Source organism: Paracoccus angustae (assembly GCF_042648745.1).
Lineage (GTDB): Bacteria > Pseudomonadota > Alphaproteobacteria > Rhodobacterales > Rhodobacteraceae > Paracoccus > Paracoccus angustae.
In genome coordinates, this window is record NZ_JBHRXY010000001.1 from 225,034 (window position 1) to 241,454 (window position 16,421).

General features: G+C 63.6%; 19 protein-coding genes, 1 tRNA gene and 2 pseudogenes. 11 read left to right on the plus strand and 11 right to left on the minus strand.

The genetic code is table 11. The features are described from left to right. Positions 1-4: 4 nt before the first annotated feature. Together ACFOM8_RS01045 and ACFOM8_RS01050 are read right to left on the minus strand one after the other, a co-directional pair. A complete protein-coding gene (locus ACFOM8_RS01045; protein ID WP_377759160.1) occupies positions 5-1,105 on the minus strand; it encodes a polysaccharide biosynthesis/export family protein in 1,101 nt (366 codons plus the stop codon). Between the two features lie 142 nt (positions 1,106-1,247). Further along, on the minus strand, positions 1,248-2,579 hold the full coding sequence (locus ACFOM8_RS01050) for a capsule biosynthesis protein (RefSeq protein ID WP_377759162.1): 1,332 nt from the start codon (positions 2,577-2,579) through the stop codon (positions 1,248-1,250). 127 nt (positions 2,580-2,706) lie between these two features. Between ACFOM8_RS01050 and ACFOM8_RS01055 the strand changes: the two genes are divergently transcribed. The 5 genes from ACFOM8_RS01055 to ACFOM8_RS01075 all read left to right on the plus strand — a co-directional run bounded on the left by ACFOM8_RS01055 (position 2,707) and on the right by ACFOM8_RS01075 (position 6,418). Beyond that, positions 2,707-3,306, plus strand: a complete 600-nt coding sequence (locus ACFOM8_RS01055; RefSeq protein ID WP_377758486.1) for a riboflavin synthase — start codon at positions 2,707-2,709, stop codon at positions 3,304-3,306. Between the two features lie 52 nt (positions 3,307-3,358). Further along, complete coding sequence (gene nusB / locus ACFOM8_RS01060) at positions 3,359-3,847, plus strand: transcription antitermination factor NusB (RefSeq protein ID WP_377758488.1); 489 nt, start codon at positions 3,359-3,361, stop codon at positions 3,845-3,847. 73 nt (positions 3,848-3,920) lie between these two features. Further along, positions 3,921-4,232 carry a hypothetical protein gene (locus ACFOM8_RS01065; RefSeq protein WP_377758489.1) on the plus strand — a complete coding sequence of 104 codons (312 nt, stop codon included), beginning with the start codon at positions 3,921-3,923 and terminating at the stop codon, positions 4,230-4,232. A 412-nt stretch (positions 4,233-4,644) separates the two neighbouring features. Further along, complete coding sequence (locus tag ACFOM8_RS01070) at positions 4,645-5,610, plus strand: DUF481 domain-containing protein (RefSeq protein ID WP_377758491.1); 966 nt, start codon at positions 4,645-4,647, stop codon at positions 5,608-5,610. A gap of 343 nt (positions 5,611-5,953) precedes the next feature. Further along, positions 5,954-6,418, plus strand: coding sequence for an MmcB family DNA repair protein (locus ACFOM8_RS01075; RefSeq protein ID WP_377758493.1), 465 nt, complete (start codon positions 5,954-5,956; stop codon positions 6,416-6,418). On the opposite strand, the gene ACFOM8_RS01080 is transcribed toward ACFOM8_RS01075, so the two are convergent. Then, complete coding sequence (locus tag ACFOM8_RS01080; RefSeq protein WP_377758495.1) at positions 6,399-6,617, minus strand: DUF6324 family protein; 219 nt, start codon at positions 6,615-6,617, stop codon at positions 6,399-6,401. The genes ACFOM8_RS01075 and ACFOM8_RS01080 overlap by 20 nt on opposite strands. Positions 6,618-6,720: 103 nt before the next feature. On the opposite strand from ACFOM8_RS01080, the gene ACFOM8_RS01085 reads away from it, so the two are divergent. The 3 genes from ACFOM8_RS01085 to ACFOM8_RS01095 all read left to right on the plus strand — a co-directional run bounded on the left by ACFOM8_RS01085 (position 6,721) and on the right by ACFOM8_RS01095 (position 8,009). Continuing rightward, positions 6,721-6,797, plus strand: a tRNA-His gene (locus ACFOM8_RS01085). A 104-nt stretch (positions 6,798-6,901) separates the two neighbouring features. Then, positions 6,902-7,339: a DUF883 family protein gene (locus tag ACFOM8_RS01090; RefSeq protein WP_377758497.1), complete on the plus strand. Its 438-nt coding sequence runs from the start codon at positions 6,902-6,904 to the stop codon at positions 7,337-7,339. 7 nt (positions 7,340-7,346) lie between these two features. Continuing rightward, complete coding sequence (locus ACFOM8_RS01095; protein ID WP_377758499.1) at positions 7,347-8,009, plus strand: phage holin family protein; 663 nt, start codon at positions 7,347-7,349, stop codon at positions 8,007-8,009. Positions 8,010-8,051: 42 nt separating this feature from the next. Here the strand turns inward: ACFOM8_RS01095 and grxD are convergent, their stop codons facing one another. From grxD to ACFOM8_RS01120, 5 genes and pseudogenes are all read right to left on the minus strand, one after another. Further along, the gene (gene grxD / locus ACFOM8_RS01100) at positions 8,052-8,414 is read right to left on the minus strand and encodes a Grx4 family monothiol glutaredoxin (RefSeq protein WP_377758501.1); all 363 of its coding nucleotides are present in this window, start codon (positions 8,412-8,414) and stop codon (positions 8,052-8,054) included. A 48-nt stretch (positions 8,415-8,462) separates the two neighbouring features. Further along, on the minus strand, positions 8,463-8,702 hold the full coding sequence (locus ACFOM8_RS01105; RefSeq protein WP_268942263.1) for a BolA family transcriptional regulator: 240 nt from the start codon (positions 8,700-8,702) through the stop codon (positions 8,463-8,465). 112 nt (positions 8,703-8,814) lie between these two features. After that, on the minus strand, positions 8,815-8,982 hold the full coding sequence (locus ACFOM8_RS01110; RefSeq protein WP_207099467.1) for a hypothetical protein: 168 nt from the start codon (positions 8,980-8,982) through the stop codon (positions 8,815-8,817). Between the two features lie 52 nt (positions 8,983-9,034). Next, positions 9,035-9,561, minus strand: a pseudogene (locus ACFOM8_RS23090) (hypothetical protein); the annotation flags it as partial. Between the two features lie 58 nt (positions 9,562-9,619). Beyond that, positions 9,620-10,651: pseudogene (locus ACFOM8_RS01120) on the minus strand (IS30 family transposase); the annotation flags it as partial. A 205-nt stretch (positions 10,652-10,856) separates the two neighbouring features. On the opposite strand from ACFOM8_RS01120, the gene ACFOM8_RS01130 reads away from it, so the two are divergent. From ACFOM8_RS01130 to ACFOM8_RS01140, 3 genes are all read left to right on the plus strand, one after another. Next, entirely contained in the window at positions 10,857-11,411 is a 555-nt protein-coding gene (locus tag ACFOM8_RS01130; protein WP_377758507.1) for a thioredoxin family protein, read from the plus strand. Next, positions 11,408-12,088: a phosphoglycolate phosphatase gene (gph, locus tag ACFOM8_RS01135; protein ID WP_377758509.1), complete on the plus strand. Its 681-nt coding sequence runs from the start codon at positions 11,408-11,410 to the stop codon at positions 12,086-12,088. The genes ACFOM8_RS01130 and gph overlap by 4 nt, the downstream gene beginning before the upstream one ends. A gap of 586 nt (positions 12,089-12,674) precedes the next feature. Further along, on the plus strand, positions 12,675-13,100 hold the full coding sequence (locus ACFOM8_RS01140; protein WP_377758511.1) for a TIGR01244 family sulfur transferase: 426 nt from the start codon (positions 12,675-12,677) through the stop codon (positions 13,098-13,100). Here the strand turns inward: ACFOM8_RS01140 and ACFOM8_RS01145 are convergent. The 3 genes from ACFOM8_RS01145 to ACFOM8_RS01155 form a co-directional block, all read right to left on the minus strand. Beyond that, positions 13,097-13,441 carry an arsenate reductase family protein gene (locus ACFOM8_RS01145; protein WP_377758513.1) on the minus strand — a complete coding sequence of 115 codons (345 nt, stop codon included), beginning with the start codon at positions 13,439-13,441 and terminating at the stop codon, positions 13,097-13,099. The genes ACFOM8_RS01140 and ACFOM8_RS01145 overlap by 4 nt on opposite strands. A 134-nt stretch (positions 13,442-13,575) precedes the next feature. Then, entirely contained in the window at positions 13,576-14,883 is a 1,308-nt protein-coding gene (locus ACFOM8_RS01150; protein WP_377758515.1) for a DUF3422 family protein, read from the minus strand. A gap of 94 nt (positions 14,884-14,977) precedes the next feature. After that, entirely contained in the window at positions 14,978-16,420 is a 1,443-nt protein-coding gene (locus ACFOM8_RS01155) for an NAD(P)(+) transhydrogenase (Re/Si-specific) subunit beta (RefSeq protein WP_377758517.1), read from the minus strand. Position 16,421: the final 1 nt, after the last annotated feature.

Consider the following 16,421-nt stretch of genomic DNA (forward strand, 5'->3'; position numbering starts at 1 on the left):
CCGCTCACTGCGTGATGTTCGACACCGAGTTCGCGGTGCTGATCGGCCCGATCAGGGCAGCCAGCCGCTTTTGCCACTGAACATAGGGCGCCTCGGTCACGTAAACCGTATCCTCGTCCCGGATCAGGAAATCGCGCGCCAGAAACAGGCCGTTGGGCCGCGTCAGATCCATCACATAGGCGATGCGCTGCGTGCCGTAGACCGTTTTGCCCAGCACCCGCGACGCCACCTGTTCCGGCTCGTCGCGCAGGATGAAGACCCCCGTGGGATCGGCCAGGTTCGAGTTCAGGCCGCCGACCATCGCCACGGCCTCGACCGCGTTGATCATCTCGTTGCCCAGGGGAACGCGGGTCTGGCCGCCCAGGGCGCCAAGCGCGGTAAAGCTGCGCTGGTCTTCCTCGACAAGGATCACGTCGCCGGGGCGCAGGGCGATGTCGTTGCTGGCGTTGGAATAAAGATCGGTCAGCCAGACCTTTCCGGTGCTGTTGCCGCGCTTGACGGTGATCACCGCGATCTCAGGCTCGATCGACACGCCGCCGGCGCGGGCCAGCATGGCCGAGAGCGTCCGCGTCGGCCGCTCGATCGGATAAACGCCTTGCGCCGTGACCTTGCCCATGACCGAAACGGTCGCGCCGTCGCCCGCCACGCGGGCCACTGTGACCTGCGGGTCGGGGGTCTGCGTGGACAGCCGTTCGGTGATGATCTGGCGCAGCTGGTCGGGCGTGTTGCCCGCGGCCTGGACCCGTCCCGCATAGGGCACGAAGATATAGCCGCTGCTGTCCACCTGGATTTCCTGCAAGGCGGTCGAACTGGCCCCCAGCGAGGTCAGCAGCCCGTCATCGACGTTTTCCCAGATCGCCAGGCCCAGCACGTCGCCCGCCCGGATCTCGTCCGCGCCGACCTGCCCGGCGCGCAAAAAGCTGTTCGAGAAGCCGTAGGCGGGGGTGAAGTTGGTGGCGCGCGCGACATGTTCGTTCACATAGATCACATGCGCGTTGCCGCCCTTTTCAACGGCGCCCGAATAGATTTCGCTTTTGCTGGGGCCGGAACGCGGCAGGCTGCAAGCCGCCACAAGCGTCAGCGCCGCGATCACGACAAGGCGCATGGCCAGACCCGCTGCCGGACGGGCAGGAGAAAGCTTCACTGTCACCTCTCGAAAACTCCTGTGCCTTTTAGCCCGGACTTGCTGTCCGGTTGTGCGGGCAATGTAGCCCGGCGCGCCCCCGGATACCACAACTTCATGAACCCTAGTCCAGAAGTTCGCCGATCTGTTGCCGCCGCTGGAAACGGCCAGCGGCCAGCGCCTGATAGGGATCCTCGGGGGCAAGGATCAGGTCGGCGGCCAGCCGCAGGGCATGGGCACGCGAACGCCGGGAATAAAAGCCGCCGGGAACCTGGCTGGTTTGCAGCAGATAGTCGCGGAAGACCCGGTACGAGGCCTGGTCGGGCTGCCGGGGCTGGACCAGGAAGTCCGGCAGCGGCTGGTCCGAAACCAGCCCCGGCTTGCAGTAAACGGCGCGGCCCAGGGCCTTGACCGGCAGGCCGCGCCACAAGGCCTGCTGGGCGGCGGTGGAGTTGACCGTGATCACCGCGCGGGCATGGGCCAGCATGTCGGCCAGCTTGCCGCCCCGGAAGTAATGCACGCGGTCGGCCACGCCGTGGCGCGCCGCCGCCTCGCGGATGGAACGGCGGTTGCGCGCCCGGCCATCCTCCAGCGGGTGCGCCTTGAACAGCAGGTGATGGTGGCGCGGCGCCGACCGGGCGAATTCGGCAACGACTTCCTCGACGAACTGGCGGTTTTCGGTGAAGGGCGAGTGGCCCTGCATGCTCGAATCATGTTCCAGTTGCATGGGCACCAGCAGATAAGGGTTGCCCGACAACCGGAACCGCTGCCATTGGACCGCCCGCGTCAGCGAATGGAACGGCGTCAGCACAAGGCGGCGCAGGTTCAGCCGGAACTCGTCCCCGATCGGCAGGGCGCGGTGGCTGGTGAACTTGCGGTAGCGCCGGTTCGCCACAAGAACCAGGAAATGATAAAAGGCGCCGTAGAACTTGTGGTGGCGCATGTCGCCCCAGCGTGCCGGCGGGCGCCGCACCTCGGACAGGGTGTCGCGCAGCGTGGCCCGCATCTCGGCCAGCGAGATGTCCAGCAGCGCCGAATGGCCGTTCGATCCGCCGCGTTCGTAGCTGATCCAGTAGGGGCGCAGATAGCCCTCCTCGAAAACGTGCAATCTCAGGTCGAGAGCCTGCGCGGCGGACCGTGCGGCGGCATGGATCGGGCGCACGTCGCCGTAAAGCACGATGTCGGTGATGCCGCGTTCCGCGATGATCTTCAGAAGATGCGCGGGCCATTCGGCGCTGCTGCCCTGGTGGCGCAGCAGGCGGTTCTTGTCGGACCAGAAGAATTCGTCCCCCGCGTTGAAGGCGCAGCGCCAGACCTGCGCCCCCGCGTTCCGCAGCAGACGGCCCAGCCGGTCGAAGAACGGGCCATGAGGGCCTTGCAGTAAAAGGAACGTGCGCGCGGCAGGCGCGTCAACGGTGACTCTCAGTCCTGGCTGGAAAGCAAGATGATCCTGGATCAACTCGGTATACTCTGGAAAACACCTGGCCTGTTTACGCCAGCCAAGGTTAACCGACGATTAACGGGCGCGCGCCTTGCGAGAAAAAACGCAATGTCCTAGTCATCGCCAAAAGAGGGGGCGTCACGTGTTCACAGGCATCATCAGCGATATCGGAACCGTTCTTGCCGTCGAGATGCGCGGCGACATGCGCGCGAGGATCGGCTGCGGCTATGACATGGGCGCGGTCGACATGGGCGCCTCGATCGCCTGCGACGGCGTGTGCCTGACCGTGGTCGACAAGGACCAGGGCTGGTTCGCCGTCGACATCTCGGCCGAGACGCTGTCCAAGACCAACATCGGCGCGGCGGGCTGGTCCGTCGGACAGCGCCTGAACCTGGAACGCGCGCTGCGCGTCGGCGACGAACTGGGCGGCCATATCGTCAGCGGGCATGTCGACGGCGTGGCCCGCGTGGTCGAAATGCACGACGAAGGCGACAGCCTGCGCCTGACCTTCGAGGCGCCGCCAGCCCTGGCGCGCTTTATCGCGCCCAAGGGCTCTGTGGCGCTGAACGGCACCTCGCTGACCGTGAACGAGGTTGACGGGAACCGCTTCGGCATCAACCTGATCCCCCATACCCGCCAGGTCACGACCTGGGGAAATGTGGCGACCGGCGATGCGGTAAACCTTGAGATCGACACACTGGCCCGCTATGTCGCGCGGCTTGCCGAAGCGGGCGGGGCTTGACGCCCGGCCGCTTTCGTTCCATGTCAGCCGGTCTCTGTGCAAGGCCGGAACCATGAACCCGAACGAAGACAAGGCGAATGACAAACGCGCGGATCGGCGGGCGCTCAGCAGCGGCGCGCGCTTTTATGCCGTGCAGGCGCTGTACCAGATGGAGGCCGCCAGCCAGTCCGCCGAACGCGTCATGCGAGAGTTCGAGATCCATCGCCTTGGGGCCGAAAACGAGGACGGCCAGTACCTGCCCGCAGATGAAAACCTGTTCGCCCGTGTCGTGGATGCGGCGGTGACCTGGCAATCGAGGATCGACCAGGCCACGGATCGCGGCCTTGTCGCCAAATGGCCCATCGACCGCATCGACCCGGTGCTGCGCGCGCTGTTCCGTGCGGCAGGGGCGGAACTGGTCACCCCGCAGACGCCCCCCAGGGTCGTGATCAGCGAATATGTCCGCCTTGCCGAGGCCTTCTTCCCCGAAGGGCGCGAGCCGAAGTTCGTCAATGCGGTTCTGGACCACGTGGCCCGGGAATTGCGCCCCGAGGCGTTCTGACGCGCAGATTTTTCCCGCTGTTCCCGCGCAGCTGTCCTATAATTGGGGCCTGGCGGGAAAACAGGGGTGCGTCATGCCCAAGATTGTCCGTGTCTATATCCGCAGCGTCCTGATCGGCGCCGCGCTGTCCTGCTGCTTTGTCGCGGCGCTGCTGGCGCTGGACGTGGCGCATCTGCGGCACCTGATCCTGAACAGCAGCGTGGGCTGGCTGGCTGCGATCATGATGATCGTCTTCAACACCATCCTCTTTGGCGGGGTCCAGTTCGCCATCGCCGTGATGGGCCAGTCCGGGACGCCGCCATCGCCCGGACGCAGGGCCGTTGTCCCAGGCGATCTCCAGCCCGCCCTGACCGTTGCCAAGACGTCGAAACCCCGCCCCGCATGAAAACCCGGTTTCGACCGCCCCTGTGCAAAACTGCCAGGGAGCGTGTCGATTCTGCAACAACTTCCCCTGCCAACCGCCTTGAGGAAAATGCCTTCGATCTAGGCAATCACGGCTTTGTTGCAAACTCGCGGCAAGCGCCTTCGCATGAAGTCAGAAGATGAGATACAACTTTCACGTTTCACATCAGCCAGTTCGCCAACCGGGGATTTTGTTCCGAATCATTTGTTCAAACCCATGTTTCAGCGGAATTTTGCGCAAAGTGCAAAACTGGCGGATTTCTCTTTTATCAGGCGGCCGACGACGTTCTTGCCGGGTCTTTGAACCGGGGGAGGGGCGGACTACTTCATATTCCGCAGAGATGCTCTGGCGACCGTCAGGCCCCAGGACAACAAACTCAGCTCGTGAGGAAAACATGAAAAAAATTACGCTGCTCACCGGCACCGCCGCGCTGATGGCTGCCCTTTCCACCCCGGCCTTCGCCCAGACCGAGGTCGCGGCGGGTGCCGATGCGACCGGCATCACCGGCATCAACGAGCGTATCATCGACGTCGAGGATGCGGTTCAGGACGATTTCAACCGTGACAACGACGATGCGCGCTTCGGCAATCCTGACCGCCGCGAAGGGCTGTTCGGTTCGATCGCATTGACCTATGCCGGCAGCACCGGCAACGACGAGAACCAGGATTTCTCGCTGGCGGGCCGCGTCTCGAACAACGCCGGACCCTGGCAGCAGTCGGTCGGCATGCTGATCGAATTCGGCGAGGACGAGCAGGGCAACAAGGACAAGGAAGAAGTTTCGACCATCTATGATGGCGCGTATTACTTCAACGACCGCTTCTACGCCTTTGTCCTGGGCCGCTTCAGCATCGACGGTCTGGCCAACGGCGACGAGGACTATGATGGCCAGCCGATCGACGAGATCGACGAGAAGCTGAGCGACTTTGCCCGTGACGGTTTCATCGGCGTTGGCCCGGGCTATCGCGTCATCAACACCGAACAGACCGCGTGGCGCGTTCAGGCCGGTATCGGCTATCGCTACACCCAGACCGGCGCCCAGAAGTCGGGCTTCGATCTGGTCGACACCAACGACGACGGCGTGCTCGAGCGTGTCGATGTCGATGATTCGTCCGACAGCGGTCTTGGCTACATCGTGTCGTCGCGCCTGTACCACCGGTTCAACGACATGGTCTTCATCACCAACGACACCGACTACCTGTCGTCGGAAGATTCGGATGACGTGATCACCAACCAGTTCGGCGTCAACTTCCAGATGTCCGACCAACTGGCGACCCGCGTCAGCTACACCACCGAATACCAGGAAAACCGTGAGATCCGCACGGACAACACCCTGGGCGTGTCGGTCGTCTACGGCTTCTGATTTCCCTCTCTCTGGTCAGAAGCAAGCTGGAAGGGCGGCCCGCAAGGCCGCCCTTTTCCCATGAAAAAAACCGCCGCTGCGGGGCAGGGCGGTTGCAAAGGGGTGGCGGGAACCGCAGCAACCGCGGCAGCACGAGATTTCCCGAAAGCCTGGATTACCAGGTGGGCGCCGGGTAACGAGACCAGGGTCACGCCAGAGCCAGCCCCCTCGGAAAAGTTATAGGCCAGTGGAAAAATGGCCACGCGCGCGAAGAGCAGAAACCCGCCTGACCAATCAGATAGGACCAGGAACCCGGCGTTTCAAGCGGCTTGAGGGTGTTTCCTATTCGTTCTATGTTGCGGCGATGGACCAGCCCGATCCCAACCTTCCCGCCACGCCCGGCCACCGTCTGGCGCGCGGGGTGTCCCGCATGTTGCGCAGCATGGATCATGCCGTGCTGACCGAGTTCGTGCCCAGCCGAGGTCTGCGCGTCGATGTCATCAGCATGGGCCCGAAGGGCGAATTCTGGATCGTCGAATGCAAAAGCTGCCGCGCCGATTTCATGGGCGACCGCAAGTGGCAGGGCTATCTGGAATGGTGCGACCGCTATTTCTGGGCGGTCGATTGCGACTTCCCGACCGAACTGCTGCCGCCCGACACCGGCCTGATCTGCGCCGATGCCTACGGCGCGGAAGTCCAGCGGATGGCCCCGGAAACCCGCCTGGCGGGGGCGCGCCGGTCCAGGGTCATGCGCGATTTCGCCCGCTGTTCTGCCTTGCGCCTGCAAGGCATGACCGATCCCGAAGGCTTCAGCGCCGCGGCTTTTTAGGCTTGCCGCCACCCCCGCCCATCTGCCGGGCTGCTTCTGCCGCGGCCAGCAGTTCCTCGGCGATCTCGGCCGCCTCGTCCGGGTCGAAGTCCAGGGGCAGGTCGATCCCCTCTGCCTCGACATAGATCCGCACCATGCCCTGATCCGTGGGACCGATTTGCAGATTGGCCGCGATGTCGCTTTGGCTGTTGATGCCCATCACCGTTGTCCTTGTTCAATGGTCGCTTTCTGTATCGCGGGTGAAAATTCCCGGCAAGACAGGCTTGCAACGGCGCCGAACCGGCGTTACAGAACGCATCCGTGCCGCCTTAGCTCAGTTGGTTAGAGCGCTAGATTGTGGATCTAGAGGTCCCCCGTTCGAGCCGGGGAGGCGGTACCATCCTCCAAGCCATTGCGTGCCGTTTATTCTTCCGTTCTGCGGAACCTTGATGTTTTCGCGGGGTTTAGCCCCTGATGGTGACAATCACACCGGAGGACATCAAGATGGCTCAATCCAACAATCCCACCGCCAACGACCTGAAGAACGACGCCAGCGCTGCGGGCCAGCAGGCCAAGGCCGACCTGCGCGAAGGCGCCAACAAGGTCGGCAACGACATCCGCGACACGGCCGACAAGCTGTCGAACAATTCGGCTTCCGACAACCTCAAGGATCGCGGCAACGATCTGGCCCAGAACGCCCGCGACACGGCTCAGGACTATGTGGAACGCGCGCGCGAGGCCGGCAGCGAATATGCCGGCCGGGCCCGTGCCGAAGCGGAACGGCTGTACCAGCAGGGCCAGGAACGCGCGTCCGAACTGACCCACTATGCGGGCGAGCGTTATGACGAAGTGTCCGAGATGGTTCGCCGCAACCCCGCCCAAGCCCTTGGCATCGCGGCCGGTGTCGGCTTCCTTGTCGGTCTGATCCTGGCCCGCCGCTGAGGTTCCCATGTTCGACTATGCGCAGCGCCTTCAACTTGCTCTCAAGGACACGGCGCGCCGGTCGGCGATGAAGGCGATCGCCGGGATCATCCTGGTGGTCGCCGCAGGCTTCCTGATCGCCGCGCTGTGGTCGTTTCTGGCGCATGATCTGGGATGGGGACCGGCGCTTGCCTCGCTGGTAATCGGGGGCGTCTTTGTTCTGGTCGCGGTGGTCCTGCTGGCTGTATCGAAAAAACCCCAGCACGACATGCCGACCACCGACGATCTGCGCAAGGAAGTCGAAGCGCGAATCACCTTGGCGAAAGACGCCGCCATCGACAAGGCGCGGGCCGAGGCCGAACGGATGGTGGACGTGGCCGGCAACAAGGTCGCATCGCTGATGGACGAAGCGAGCTTCCGCGCAACCAAGCTGGCCGACGACACCGAACGCCGCGTCTACGGCGCTGCCCGCCACGCGGCCGAGGCAGTTGGGCTGACATCGAGCAACATCACCACCATGCGCTCCAAGGTGGACGATGCCACCGACACGCTTGCACGCGCCAACAACACCAATGCCGCCAGCATCGCAAAGCTTTTGGGGGCATTCGCCGTGGGGATTACCCTGGCCGCGAAACTGCGCGAAGGGCGCGACACGGACGAGTATGACGAATACGAGGACAACATCCTCTGACGAAAGCGGGCCGCATCTGCGGCCCGCTTTCACGATGTCCGCTCAGGCATTGGCTTCGCGGATCTTGTCAGCCGCAGCCTTGTCGTAGGCGACGCCCTTCTGGTCGAACAGCTGGTCCAATTCGCCCGACAGGGTCATCTCGGTGACGATATCGCAGCCGCCCACGAACTCGCCCTTGACATAAAGCTGGGGAATGGTGGGCCAGTCCGAAAAGTCCTTGATGCCCTGGCGAATAGCGTCGTCCGACAGCACGTTCACGTCGCGATAATCGACGCCCATATAGTTGAGAACACCCGCAACGCGGCTGGAAAATCCGCATTGCGGCATTTCCTTTGTGCCCTTCATAAACAGCACGACATCGGCCGCATCGACGAGGCCTTGAATCTTATCAACAACTTCGGTCATTTTCGTTATCCTGTTTCTGAAGGGCTGGCCAAGGGGCAGGGGGCTTGGTCAGGGGGCCTTCGTTGTCAAGGCAAGGGCGTGCAATGCGCCCGACTTGCCGGCCATCTTGTCCTGAAGCGCGGCATAGACGGCGCGCTGCTGCTGAACGCGGTTCTGGCCGCGGAAGCTTTCGTCGATCACCTCGGCCGCATAGTGATTACCGTCGCCGGCCAGGTCCGTGATGGTGATCTGCGCGTTTGGAAAGGCCGCGCGAATGAGGGCTTCGATGTCATGAGCTTCCATGGGCATGTGGCTGTCCTTCCGCCTTTGCCATCCAGATGTAGGGGAAGCCCGATGGCCCCGCAAGACCAACAAAAAACGACCGCGCCGGGGGCGCGGCCGTTTGTCGATGCGGGCCTGCTCAGTTGGCCGTGGCGGCTCCCACCGTGCCGCCGACCACGGCACCCGCAGGCCCGGCGATAACGGCGCCGCCCAGACCGCCCGTGGCCGCCCGTTCCGTAGCTGTGTTGCCGCAGGCTGCGAGCGCGAAAATCATGGAGCCGAAAAGACTTGCAGTCAGAAGTCGCATCAGATGATCCTTTCTGCGCGCCCGATTGCGCGTTCTAACCAGAAAAGCATCATCAACCGTAAAAGTTCCCGAAAGACAGAAAACTGCGAAGTCGTGCCGAAAGGCAGAAAACCGTGTCTTTTCCGATCCGGTCCGTTTCGGATATTATCGGGTTGCTCTCGAAGACCTCCGCCGGTGCGCTCGCCCTTGCATTTGCGCTGCGCAAATTAACTTCGAGTGTTGATATGTAAGAGCTGTCGGTTCCGTCGAACCGGACAGGTGCTCTCTCAGCCGTCTGTATTCTCGACCATTACCATTCGCCATGGTGCCCGCCGATCCCTGTAACTAACTCGCGGCGGCGATCCCATCATCAGCCGTTGTCTGGCAGACAATTCGGTACTGCGATCCAAGGTGATCGACTGGGCACCTCGGCGGGGAGGGGAAAGCGAGACTCGTGATAGGCGCTTCCATGATCGGCTCGGAGTGGCGATCCTCATTGCGCATGGCAACGGCGAATCGGCTGACCCGCTCTACCAGCGAGGTGAAATTCACCTTGCCGTTTTCCTTGCGGAACATCATCGGAGCGCATTCCCAATGCCCGGTGTAGCGCGTCAACCACCTTGCCCTTGACCAACAACCAGCTTGGCCGGTGGACGCGCTAGCCCCAATGCGACTTTGGTTGCCGGGAGAGTTTCTCCCGTCTGTGGCTGCGTCCGAGCAGGTTGGCCTTGAAGACCTCCGCAGGCGTCCGGAAGCCGAGGCACTTGCGCGGCGTGGCATTCAGGGCTGCGCAGAGCTGACGGAGTTCTTCCTGCGAGAGGCTGTTCGGATCGGTGTCGCGGCAGAGCCATCGTCTGAGACGCTTGTTGGCATTCTCCACGGCCCCTTTCTGCCAGGGAGATTGCGCCTCGCAGAACCACGTCTGCGTACCCACCTCGGCCTGTAGATGCGGCCAATCAATGAATTCGGATCCGCTATCAAAGGTGATCGATCGGCAGGCATGCCGGGGCAGGGGCGTGAGCGCTTGGGCGATCTGGGCCATGATCGGCTTGGTGCGTTTCTCGGCGTTCTTCAACGCCACCAGGAAGCGGCTGGTCCGCTCGATCATGGTGGTGACATTGGCAGGCCCATACTTCTGCCGGAACAGCACCAGATCTGCATCCCAGTGTCCGAACTGCTTGCGATGCGCGATAACGTCCGGGCGGAACAAGATGCTGAGTTCCGGCGCAAACTTGGGCGGCGGGCGCTTGCGCAGCCGGTAACCCCGGCGACGTCGGCGCCCGGAGGGCAGGTGGCGCCACAACTCAGCCCGGCGGCCTTCATCGGAGTAGAACATGGCGATAGATGGTCTCCTGGCAGACCCGGCGCGGGGCATCTTCGTAGCGCATCCGGCCGGCGATCTGCTCAGGTGTCCAGCCAGACCTCAGACAGCGCTCGATCTGGTCGCGCAGCCCGGGATCCCGCACCAGCTTGCGCTGCCGGGTCCGCCGTCCATCCGAGTAGCTTTGCGCAACAACGCACCAGTAGCCGCTGAGCTTCGGGACTTCGCTGTCGTGGAAATGATTGCGCCTCAGCTTGCGGAGATCGTTGAACGATGCCGGCCGAGCCTTCGCGCCATCTCGTCAGGGCTCAGCTTCGTCCGCCGCCAGCGCTCGATCTTGCGCCGCTCGGAAAGGGAAAGGTGAGAGAACCGAACCTTTCATTCCTATGATCCTTTCATGGCTCAACCCATTGTTGAGCAAAGACAATCGCAGTTCAGGATAGCGCGTCCCCCTATCGGTTGAATTTCACTAATAATCCGTATTATGGAAAAACTGCCGCTATCCGACCATTGCCGCACTTGCTCTAGTCGCTCGCATTTTCCAAACTGACCATGCCGAGGCAAGGGAGCAATCATGGCCGTCTCACCACCTGTCTGCGATTTCGGCGCGCCCTGGCACGATTTCCGGCTGCCTGCCACGGATGGAAAACTCTACGGTTTGACGGATGTGGCGGGTCCGCGCGGCACATTGGTCATGTTCATCTGCAACCATTGTCCCTATGTCCGGTCGATCATCGACCGGATCGTGCGCGACGCAAGGCAGATGCAAGCAGCCGGGATCGGCGTCGTGGCGATCTCCGCCAATGACGCCGAACGGTACCCGGAGGACGGACCCGAACAGATGAAGGTCATGGCCGATCGCCACGCGTTCAGCTTTCCTTATCTTTATGACGAAACGCAGCAGGTCGCCCGCGCTTACGGCGCCGAATGCACGCCCGACTTCTTCGGCTACAACGCCGCAGGAGAGCTGCAATATCGCGGCCGTTTTGACTCTTCGGCCCGAACCGCCGGACCAGCGGATGCGCGGCGCGAGCTTCTGGACGCCATGCTGCAAATCGCTGAAACCGGCAAAGGACCAAAGAACCAGGTTCCGTCAATGGGTTGCTCGATCAAATGGAAAACCGCATGAATGTCTGCCTTTCGCCTTGTCCCATCGTCTTCGATCTGGACGGCACGCTGATCGACAGCGCGCCCGATATCCACGCTTGCGTGAACACCGTGCTGGGCCAGCACCGGGCGCCCTTGCTGACCCTTGAACAGGTTCGCAGCTTCATCGGCGGCGGCGTGGACGTTCTGTGGCAAAAAATCATTGCCGCAAGCGAACTGCCCGACGACAAGAAGCCCGATTACGTCGCGGCCTTCATGTTGTGCTATCAGAACGCCACGCAAATGACCCGGCTGTTTCCCGGCGTCGCCGAAACCCTGGCGCTGCTGGCGGACCGTGGGCACCCCTTGGGAATCTGCACGAACAAGCCGCATGCCGTCACCGAAGTCATTCTGGAGCATTTCGGAATCGCGCGTCTGTTCGCCTGCGTCATCGGCGGCGACTCGGTGCCTGAACGCAAGCCCCATCCGGCGCCCCTGCGCGCCGCCCTGGCGGGCCTTGGCGCCGATCCACGGCAGCCCAAGGCCTTCTATGTCGGCGATAGTGAGTTCGACGCCGCCTGCGCGGCGGCGGTCCCGGTGCCGTTCCTGATCTTCTCGCAAGGCTACCGGCAGACCCCCTTGTCCGACCTGCCGCATCTGACCTCTTTCGATCATTTCGCTGACCTTCCGGCCCTTGTCGAATGGCAGGCGGCGGCCTAGTCAAGGAACGATCAGTCCGCTTAGCAGCAGACGAATGCAAAGCCACAGATGCTGAGACGCTGACAGAAAATCAATATTTAAAACAACAGACTATTTTAAGATTATTGAAACAAGATCAGCATTCCTGTGCCCGGGCCTGCGCGTCGCATTCCAGGCTGCGCGTCAGCGCGGCTTTCGGCAAGCCATTGCCATGACCATCAGCCGCTCCGTTATCGGCGCACTGATCTTGCCATGAATCGCTGCCTTGCCCATCGGGATTTTCGACGTGATCGCGGCGGGTGACGAAAGCGCAGCCAATAAGCTACCATGAATGTCTATCTTCTGGACATGAAACGCCCTGGCTGCCCGCAGCCGAATGCATCTCGGTCAAGGACAGCACGCCAGGCCGGCAGCAGCGTGCACGGCAGGTTCGCGGTTTCCATCACCCCGTCCGTTTATGGCGACGGTGGCGACTTCGGCACCGCCGACCGGGTGGTGCCCGACCTGGCGCCCCCTGCCCGGCCCGTTGGCGGTCGTCCTTGCACGCGCTTGACATTCCCTGCCGCTTCGCCCCAATCGGGGGTTTGTCGTCATCAAAGGGCTTGTCATGGACCTGCGCCAGCTTACGCCGAACCTTGCCGTCGCACCGCAAATCGCCCTCGAGGACGTGCCGCTGCTGGCAGCGTCGGGCTTCAGGACGCTGATCAACAACCGTCCCGACGACGAAGCCGGCGCCGTGGACCATCAGCTGATGGCCCAGGCTGCCGCAGATGCGGGGATGGAGTATCACTATCTGCCCTTCATGCCGGGCCAGATCACGCCCGACCTGATCCAGGGCTTTGCCGAGGCGCTGGCGGGGGAAAAGCCTGCCCTCGCCTATTGCCGGTCGGGCAACCGCTCCACCGTCCTTTGGGCGCTGAGCCAGGCCGGAAAGCAGTCCGAGGGCGAGCTTCTGTCCACCGCCGCCGAGGCGGGCTATGACCTGTCGGGGATCGTGCCGCTGATGCGGTCGCTGGCGGGGGGCAAGGGCTAGGCAGGCATCCCGAGGGCGCGCTTCACGTTCGCGGTCCAGCCCAGCAGGCGCAGGTCGCCCGCCGCAATGGCCGGGCGCTTCATGACGCTGGGCTTGGCCCCCATCATCGCGACCGGATCGGCGGCGCGCTCCTCCTCGGACATGGCGCGCCAGGTCAGGCTGGCGCGGTTGACGATCTTGTCGCCGAAATCGGCCAGCAGGGACGCGCGTTCGTTTTCGGTCAGCGGTTGCTTTTGGACATCCCGAAACGCGACCGTCCAGCCGTGCCGTTCCAGTTCGGCCTGCGCCTTTTGGCAGGTGGAACAATGCGCAAGCCCGTAAAGGGTCAGGATCCCGGCCATCAGACGAAGGGCACCAGCGGGACGCCGCAGGCGGACAGCGTCAGAACGGCGGCAAGGGCAAGAAGCAGTTTCATGTCAACCTCGATCATTGGCCTTATGCTTGCCTTATCAACGCCCTGCCCCGCGTCCACAAGTCACAAATCGCCCGCGGGCCCATGCTTGTGCAGGCGTCGCCGAACCTGCCGCATGGCCCACCAGACGACCAGCACGGCCACGGGCGTCAGGCCCGCGATCAGATAGGCCTTGTCCACACCCAGCTTGGCCGCGACCGGATACAGCGCATAGGACAGCAGGCCCACGACGTAATAGCTGATGGCGACAACCGACAGCCCCTCGACCGTGTGCTGAAGGCGCAGTTGCAGGTCGGCGCGGCGGTCCATGCGCTCCAGCAGCAGCTGGTTCTGCGCCGAGCGTTCGACATCGACCCGGGTGCGCAGCAACTCGCCCGCCCGCGCCGCGCGTTCCAGCATCGTTTTCAGCCGGGTCTCGGCGGAATTGGCGGTTCTCATTGCCGGACGATACCGGCGGCGCATGAACTCGGTCAGCATCTGGCGACCGGCAAAGCGCGTTTCGCGCAGCGCCGTGATGCGGTCCGTGACGATCGCCTCATAAGCCTTGGTCGCGCCAAACCGGAAAGAGTGCTGCACCGCCTGCGCCTCCAGTTCAGCCGAAACCGTCAGCAGTTCGTGCAGGACCGCCTCGGCGGGGCGGGACTCGTCCGTCATGCCGTCCACGATGGCCGACAAGCGCGGCTCAAGCTCGTTCAGCCGGTTGCTGAGATTGCGGGCCCGGCCAAGACCCAGCATGGACATCGCGCGATAGGTTTCAAGCTCGACCAGGCGATGCACGATCCGGCCGATGCGGCCCTCGCCCACCCCCGGCCTCACGAACAGCGCGAATCGCATCCAGCCGTCCGCGTCAATCCTGAAATCGCCCGCGATCAGGGCCGCTTCCTCCAGCACCCAGACGGCGGTCAGGCTGTCGCGGGCGAACCAGGTGCCGATGCGGTCCAGCGCCTCGGCCGGATCGTCGGGCAGCAGGTCGATCTGCACCATGACGGCGGCCACGCGCTTGCCGGGCGCCGCCTGCTGCCAGTCCTGCGGAAAGATCGCTCCCGCGCTTGGGTCGAAGGGCCGGATCGGCAGGCCAGGCGTCAGCGCCATATAGGTCACGAATTCCGTATGGCTTTCCCATTTCAGGTCATGGCGACCAAGCCGCCCCTGGTAATGGCTTTCATGGGGATCGGGCCGCGGTCCGCCATGCCTGCCGGTCAGTTGCGTCAGATGCGCCAGATCCCGCGCCCGATCCCGGTTGGCCGCGTCGCGCGGTTCCTTGAAGGCCACAAAGACGCAGGTGGCCGGGGCGGACAGCCGGGGCGAGGGCCGCGCATGGAGTTCGTTGACGAGATCGTATCGCAGCGGATGTTCAAGTTCCGGTCCCATGACGCAGCTTCCCTTCATGGCCGGTCGGACCGGCGTGGCTGATGCGGAAAGGGGCGCGATTGTTCGCGCCCCCTGCCCTGGTCCATCCTGCCGATCACTCGATCATGGGCAGCAGCTTGTTGAGGCTGTCCTTGGCGTCGCCATAGAACATCCGGGTGTTTTCCTTGAAGAACAGGGGGTTCTCGATGCCCGAATAGCCGGTGCCCTGCCCGCGCTTGCTAACGAACACCTGCTTGGCCTTCCAGACCTCAAGGACCGGCATTCCGGCGATGGGGCTGTTCGGATCGTCCTGGGCCGCCGGGTTCACGATGTCGTTCGAGCCGATGACGATCACCACATCCGTGTTCGGGAAATCCTCGTTGATCTCGTCCATCTCCAGCACGATGTCGTAGGGCACCTTGGCCTCGGCCAGCAGCACGTTCATGTGGCCCGGCAGGCGTCCCGCGACAGGGTGGATGGCAAAGCGCACCGTCTTGCCCGCCGCGCGCAGCTTTCGGGTCAGTTCGCTGACTGCGCCCTGCGCCTGCGCCACGGCCATGCCATAGCCCGGCACGATGATGACGCTGTCGGCGTCGTTCAGCGCGGCGGCCACGCCCTCGGCGTCGATGGCGATCTGCTCGCCCTCGATTTCCGCCGCCGGTCCCGTCTCGCCGCCGAAGCCGCCCAGGATCACGCTGACGAAGTTGCGGTTCATCGCCTTGCACATGATATAGGACAGGATCGCACCCGAGGAGCCCACAAGCGCGCCCGTCACGATCAGCAGGTCGTTGGACAGGGTAAAGCCGATCATCGCGGCGGCCCAGCCGGAATAGCTGTTCAGCATCGACACCACCACCGGCATGTCCGCCCCGCCGATGCCCATGATCAGGTGATAGCCGATAAAGAACGCCAGAAGCGTGATCAGGATCAGCCAGAAGATCGCGGGGCCAACGCCCGTGCAGTAAAGGATGCCCAGCAGCACCGACAGCGCCAGCGCGCCCGCGTTCAGCATGTGCCCGCCCGGCAGCTTCCTGGGCTTGCCGTCCACGCGGCCCGCCAGCTTGCCGAAGGCCACGACCGACCCGGTAAAGGTCACGGCGCCGATAAAGATGCCCAGGAACACCTCGATCTTCAGCATGGCGATCTCGGCCGGGGTTTTGTGGGCCAGCACGGCGGCGAAGCCGTAGAAGACGTCCACGCCCTCGGCGGCCTTGGCGCGCAGGACGCGGGCCAGTTCGATCTGCGCGTTGAAGCCCACGAAGACCGCCGCAAGCCCCACCAGAGAGTGCATGGCGGCCACAAGCTGCGGCATCTCGGTCATCTGGACGCGCTGCGCCACGACCCAGCCGATCGCGCCGCCGATGGCGATCATGACCAGCGACAACAGCCAGTTGTCCGCGCCCGGCCCGAACAGCGTGGCCAGCACCGCCAGCGCCATGCCGACGATGCCGTACCAGATCGCGCGCTTGGCGCTTTCCTGCCCCGACAGGCCCCCCAGCGACAGGATGAACAGCACGGCTGCGACCACGTAGGCCGCGGTGGTGAATCCGTATTCCATG

Coding starts and splice junctions, on each gene's coding strand:
- ACFOM8_RS01045 (WP_377759160.1), bottom strand. CDS start 1,105: ATGCGCCTTGTCGTGATCGCGGCGCTGACGCTTGTGGCGGCTTGCAGC.
- nusB (WP_377758488.1), top strand. CDS start 3,359: ATGAACCCGAACGAAGACAAGGCGAATGACAAACGCGCGGATCGGCGG.
- ACFOM8_RS01065 (WP_377758489.1), top strand. CDS start 3,921: ATGCCCAAGATTGTCCGTGTCTATATCCGCAGCGTCCTGATCGGCGCC.
- ACFOM8_RS01070 (WP_377758491.1), top strand. CDS start 4,645: ATGAAAAAAATTACGCTGCTCACCGGCACCGCCGCGCTGATGGCTGCC.
- ACFOM8_RS01075 (WP_377758493.1), top strand. CDS start 5,954: ATGGACCAGCCCGATCCCAACCTTCCCGCCACGCCCGGCCACCGTCTG.
- ACFOM8_RS01080 (WP_377758495.1), bottom strand. CDS start 6,617: ATGGGCATCAACAGCCAAAGCGACATCGCGGCCAATCTGCAAATCGGT.
- ACFOM8_RS01090 (WP_377758497.1), top strand. CDS start 6,902: ATGGCTCAATCCAACAATCCCACCGCCAACGACCTGAAGAACGACGCC.
- ACFOM8_RS01095 (WP_377758499.1), top strand. CDS start 7,347: ATGTTCGACTATGCGCAGCGCCTTCAACTTGCTCTCAAGGACACGGCG.
- grxD (WP_377758501.1), bottom strand. CDS start 8,414: ATGACCGAAGTTGTTGATAAGATTCAAGGCCTCGTCGATGCGGCCGAT.
- ACFOM8_RS01105 (WP_268942263.1), bottom strand. CDS start 8,702: ATGCCCATGGAAGCTCATGACATCGAAGCCCTCATTCGCGCGGCCTTT.
- ACFOM8_RS01110 (WP_207099467.1), bottom strand. CDS start 8,982: ATGCGACTTCTGACTGCAAGTCTTTTCGGCTCCATGATTTTCGCGCTC.
- ACFOM8_RS01130 (WP_377758507.1), top strand. CDS start 10,857: ATGGCCGTCTCACCACCTGTCTGCGATTTCGGCGCGCCCTGGCACGAT.
- gph (WP_377758509.1), top strand. CDS start 11,408: ATGAATGTCTGCCTTTCGCCTTGTCCCATCGTCTTCGATCTGGACGGC.
- ACFOM8_RS01140 (WP_377758511.1), top strand. CDS start 12,675: ATGGACCTGCGCCAGCTTACGCCGAACCTTGCCGTCGCACCGCAAATC.
- ACFOM8_RS01145 (WP_377758513.1), bottom strand. CDS start 13,441: ATGGCCGGGATCCTGACCCTTTACGGGCTTGCGCATTGTTCCACCTGC.
- ACFOM8_RS01150 (WP_377758515.1), bottom strand. CDS start 14,883: ATGGGACCGGAACTTGAACATCCGCTGCGATACGATCTCGTCAACGAA.
- ACFOM8_RS01155 (WP_377758517.1), bottom strand. CDS start 16,420: ATGGAATACGGATTCACCACCGCGGCCTACGTGGTCGCAGCCGTGCTG.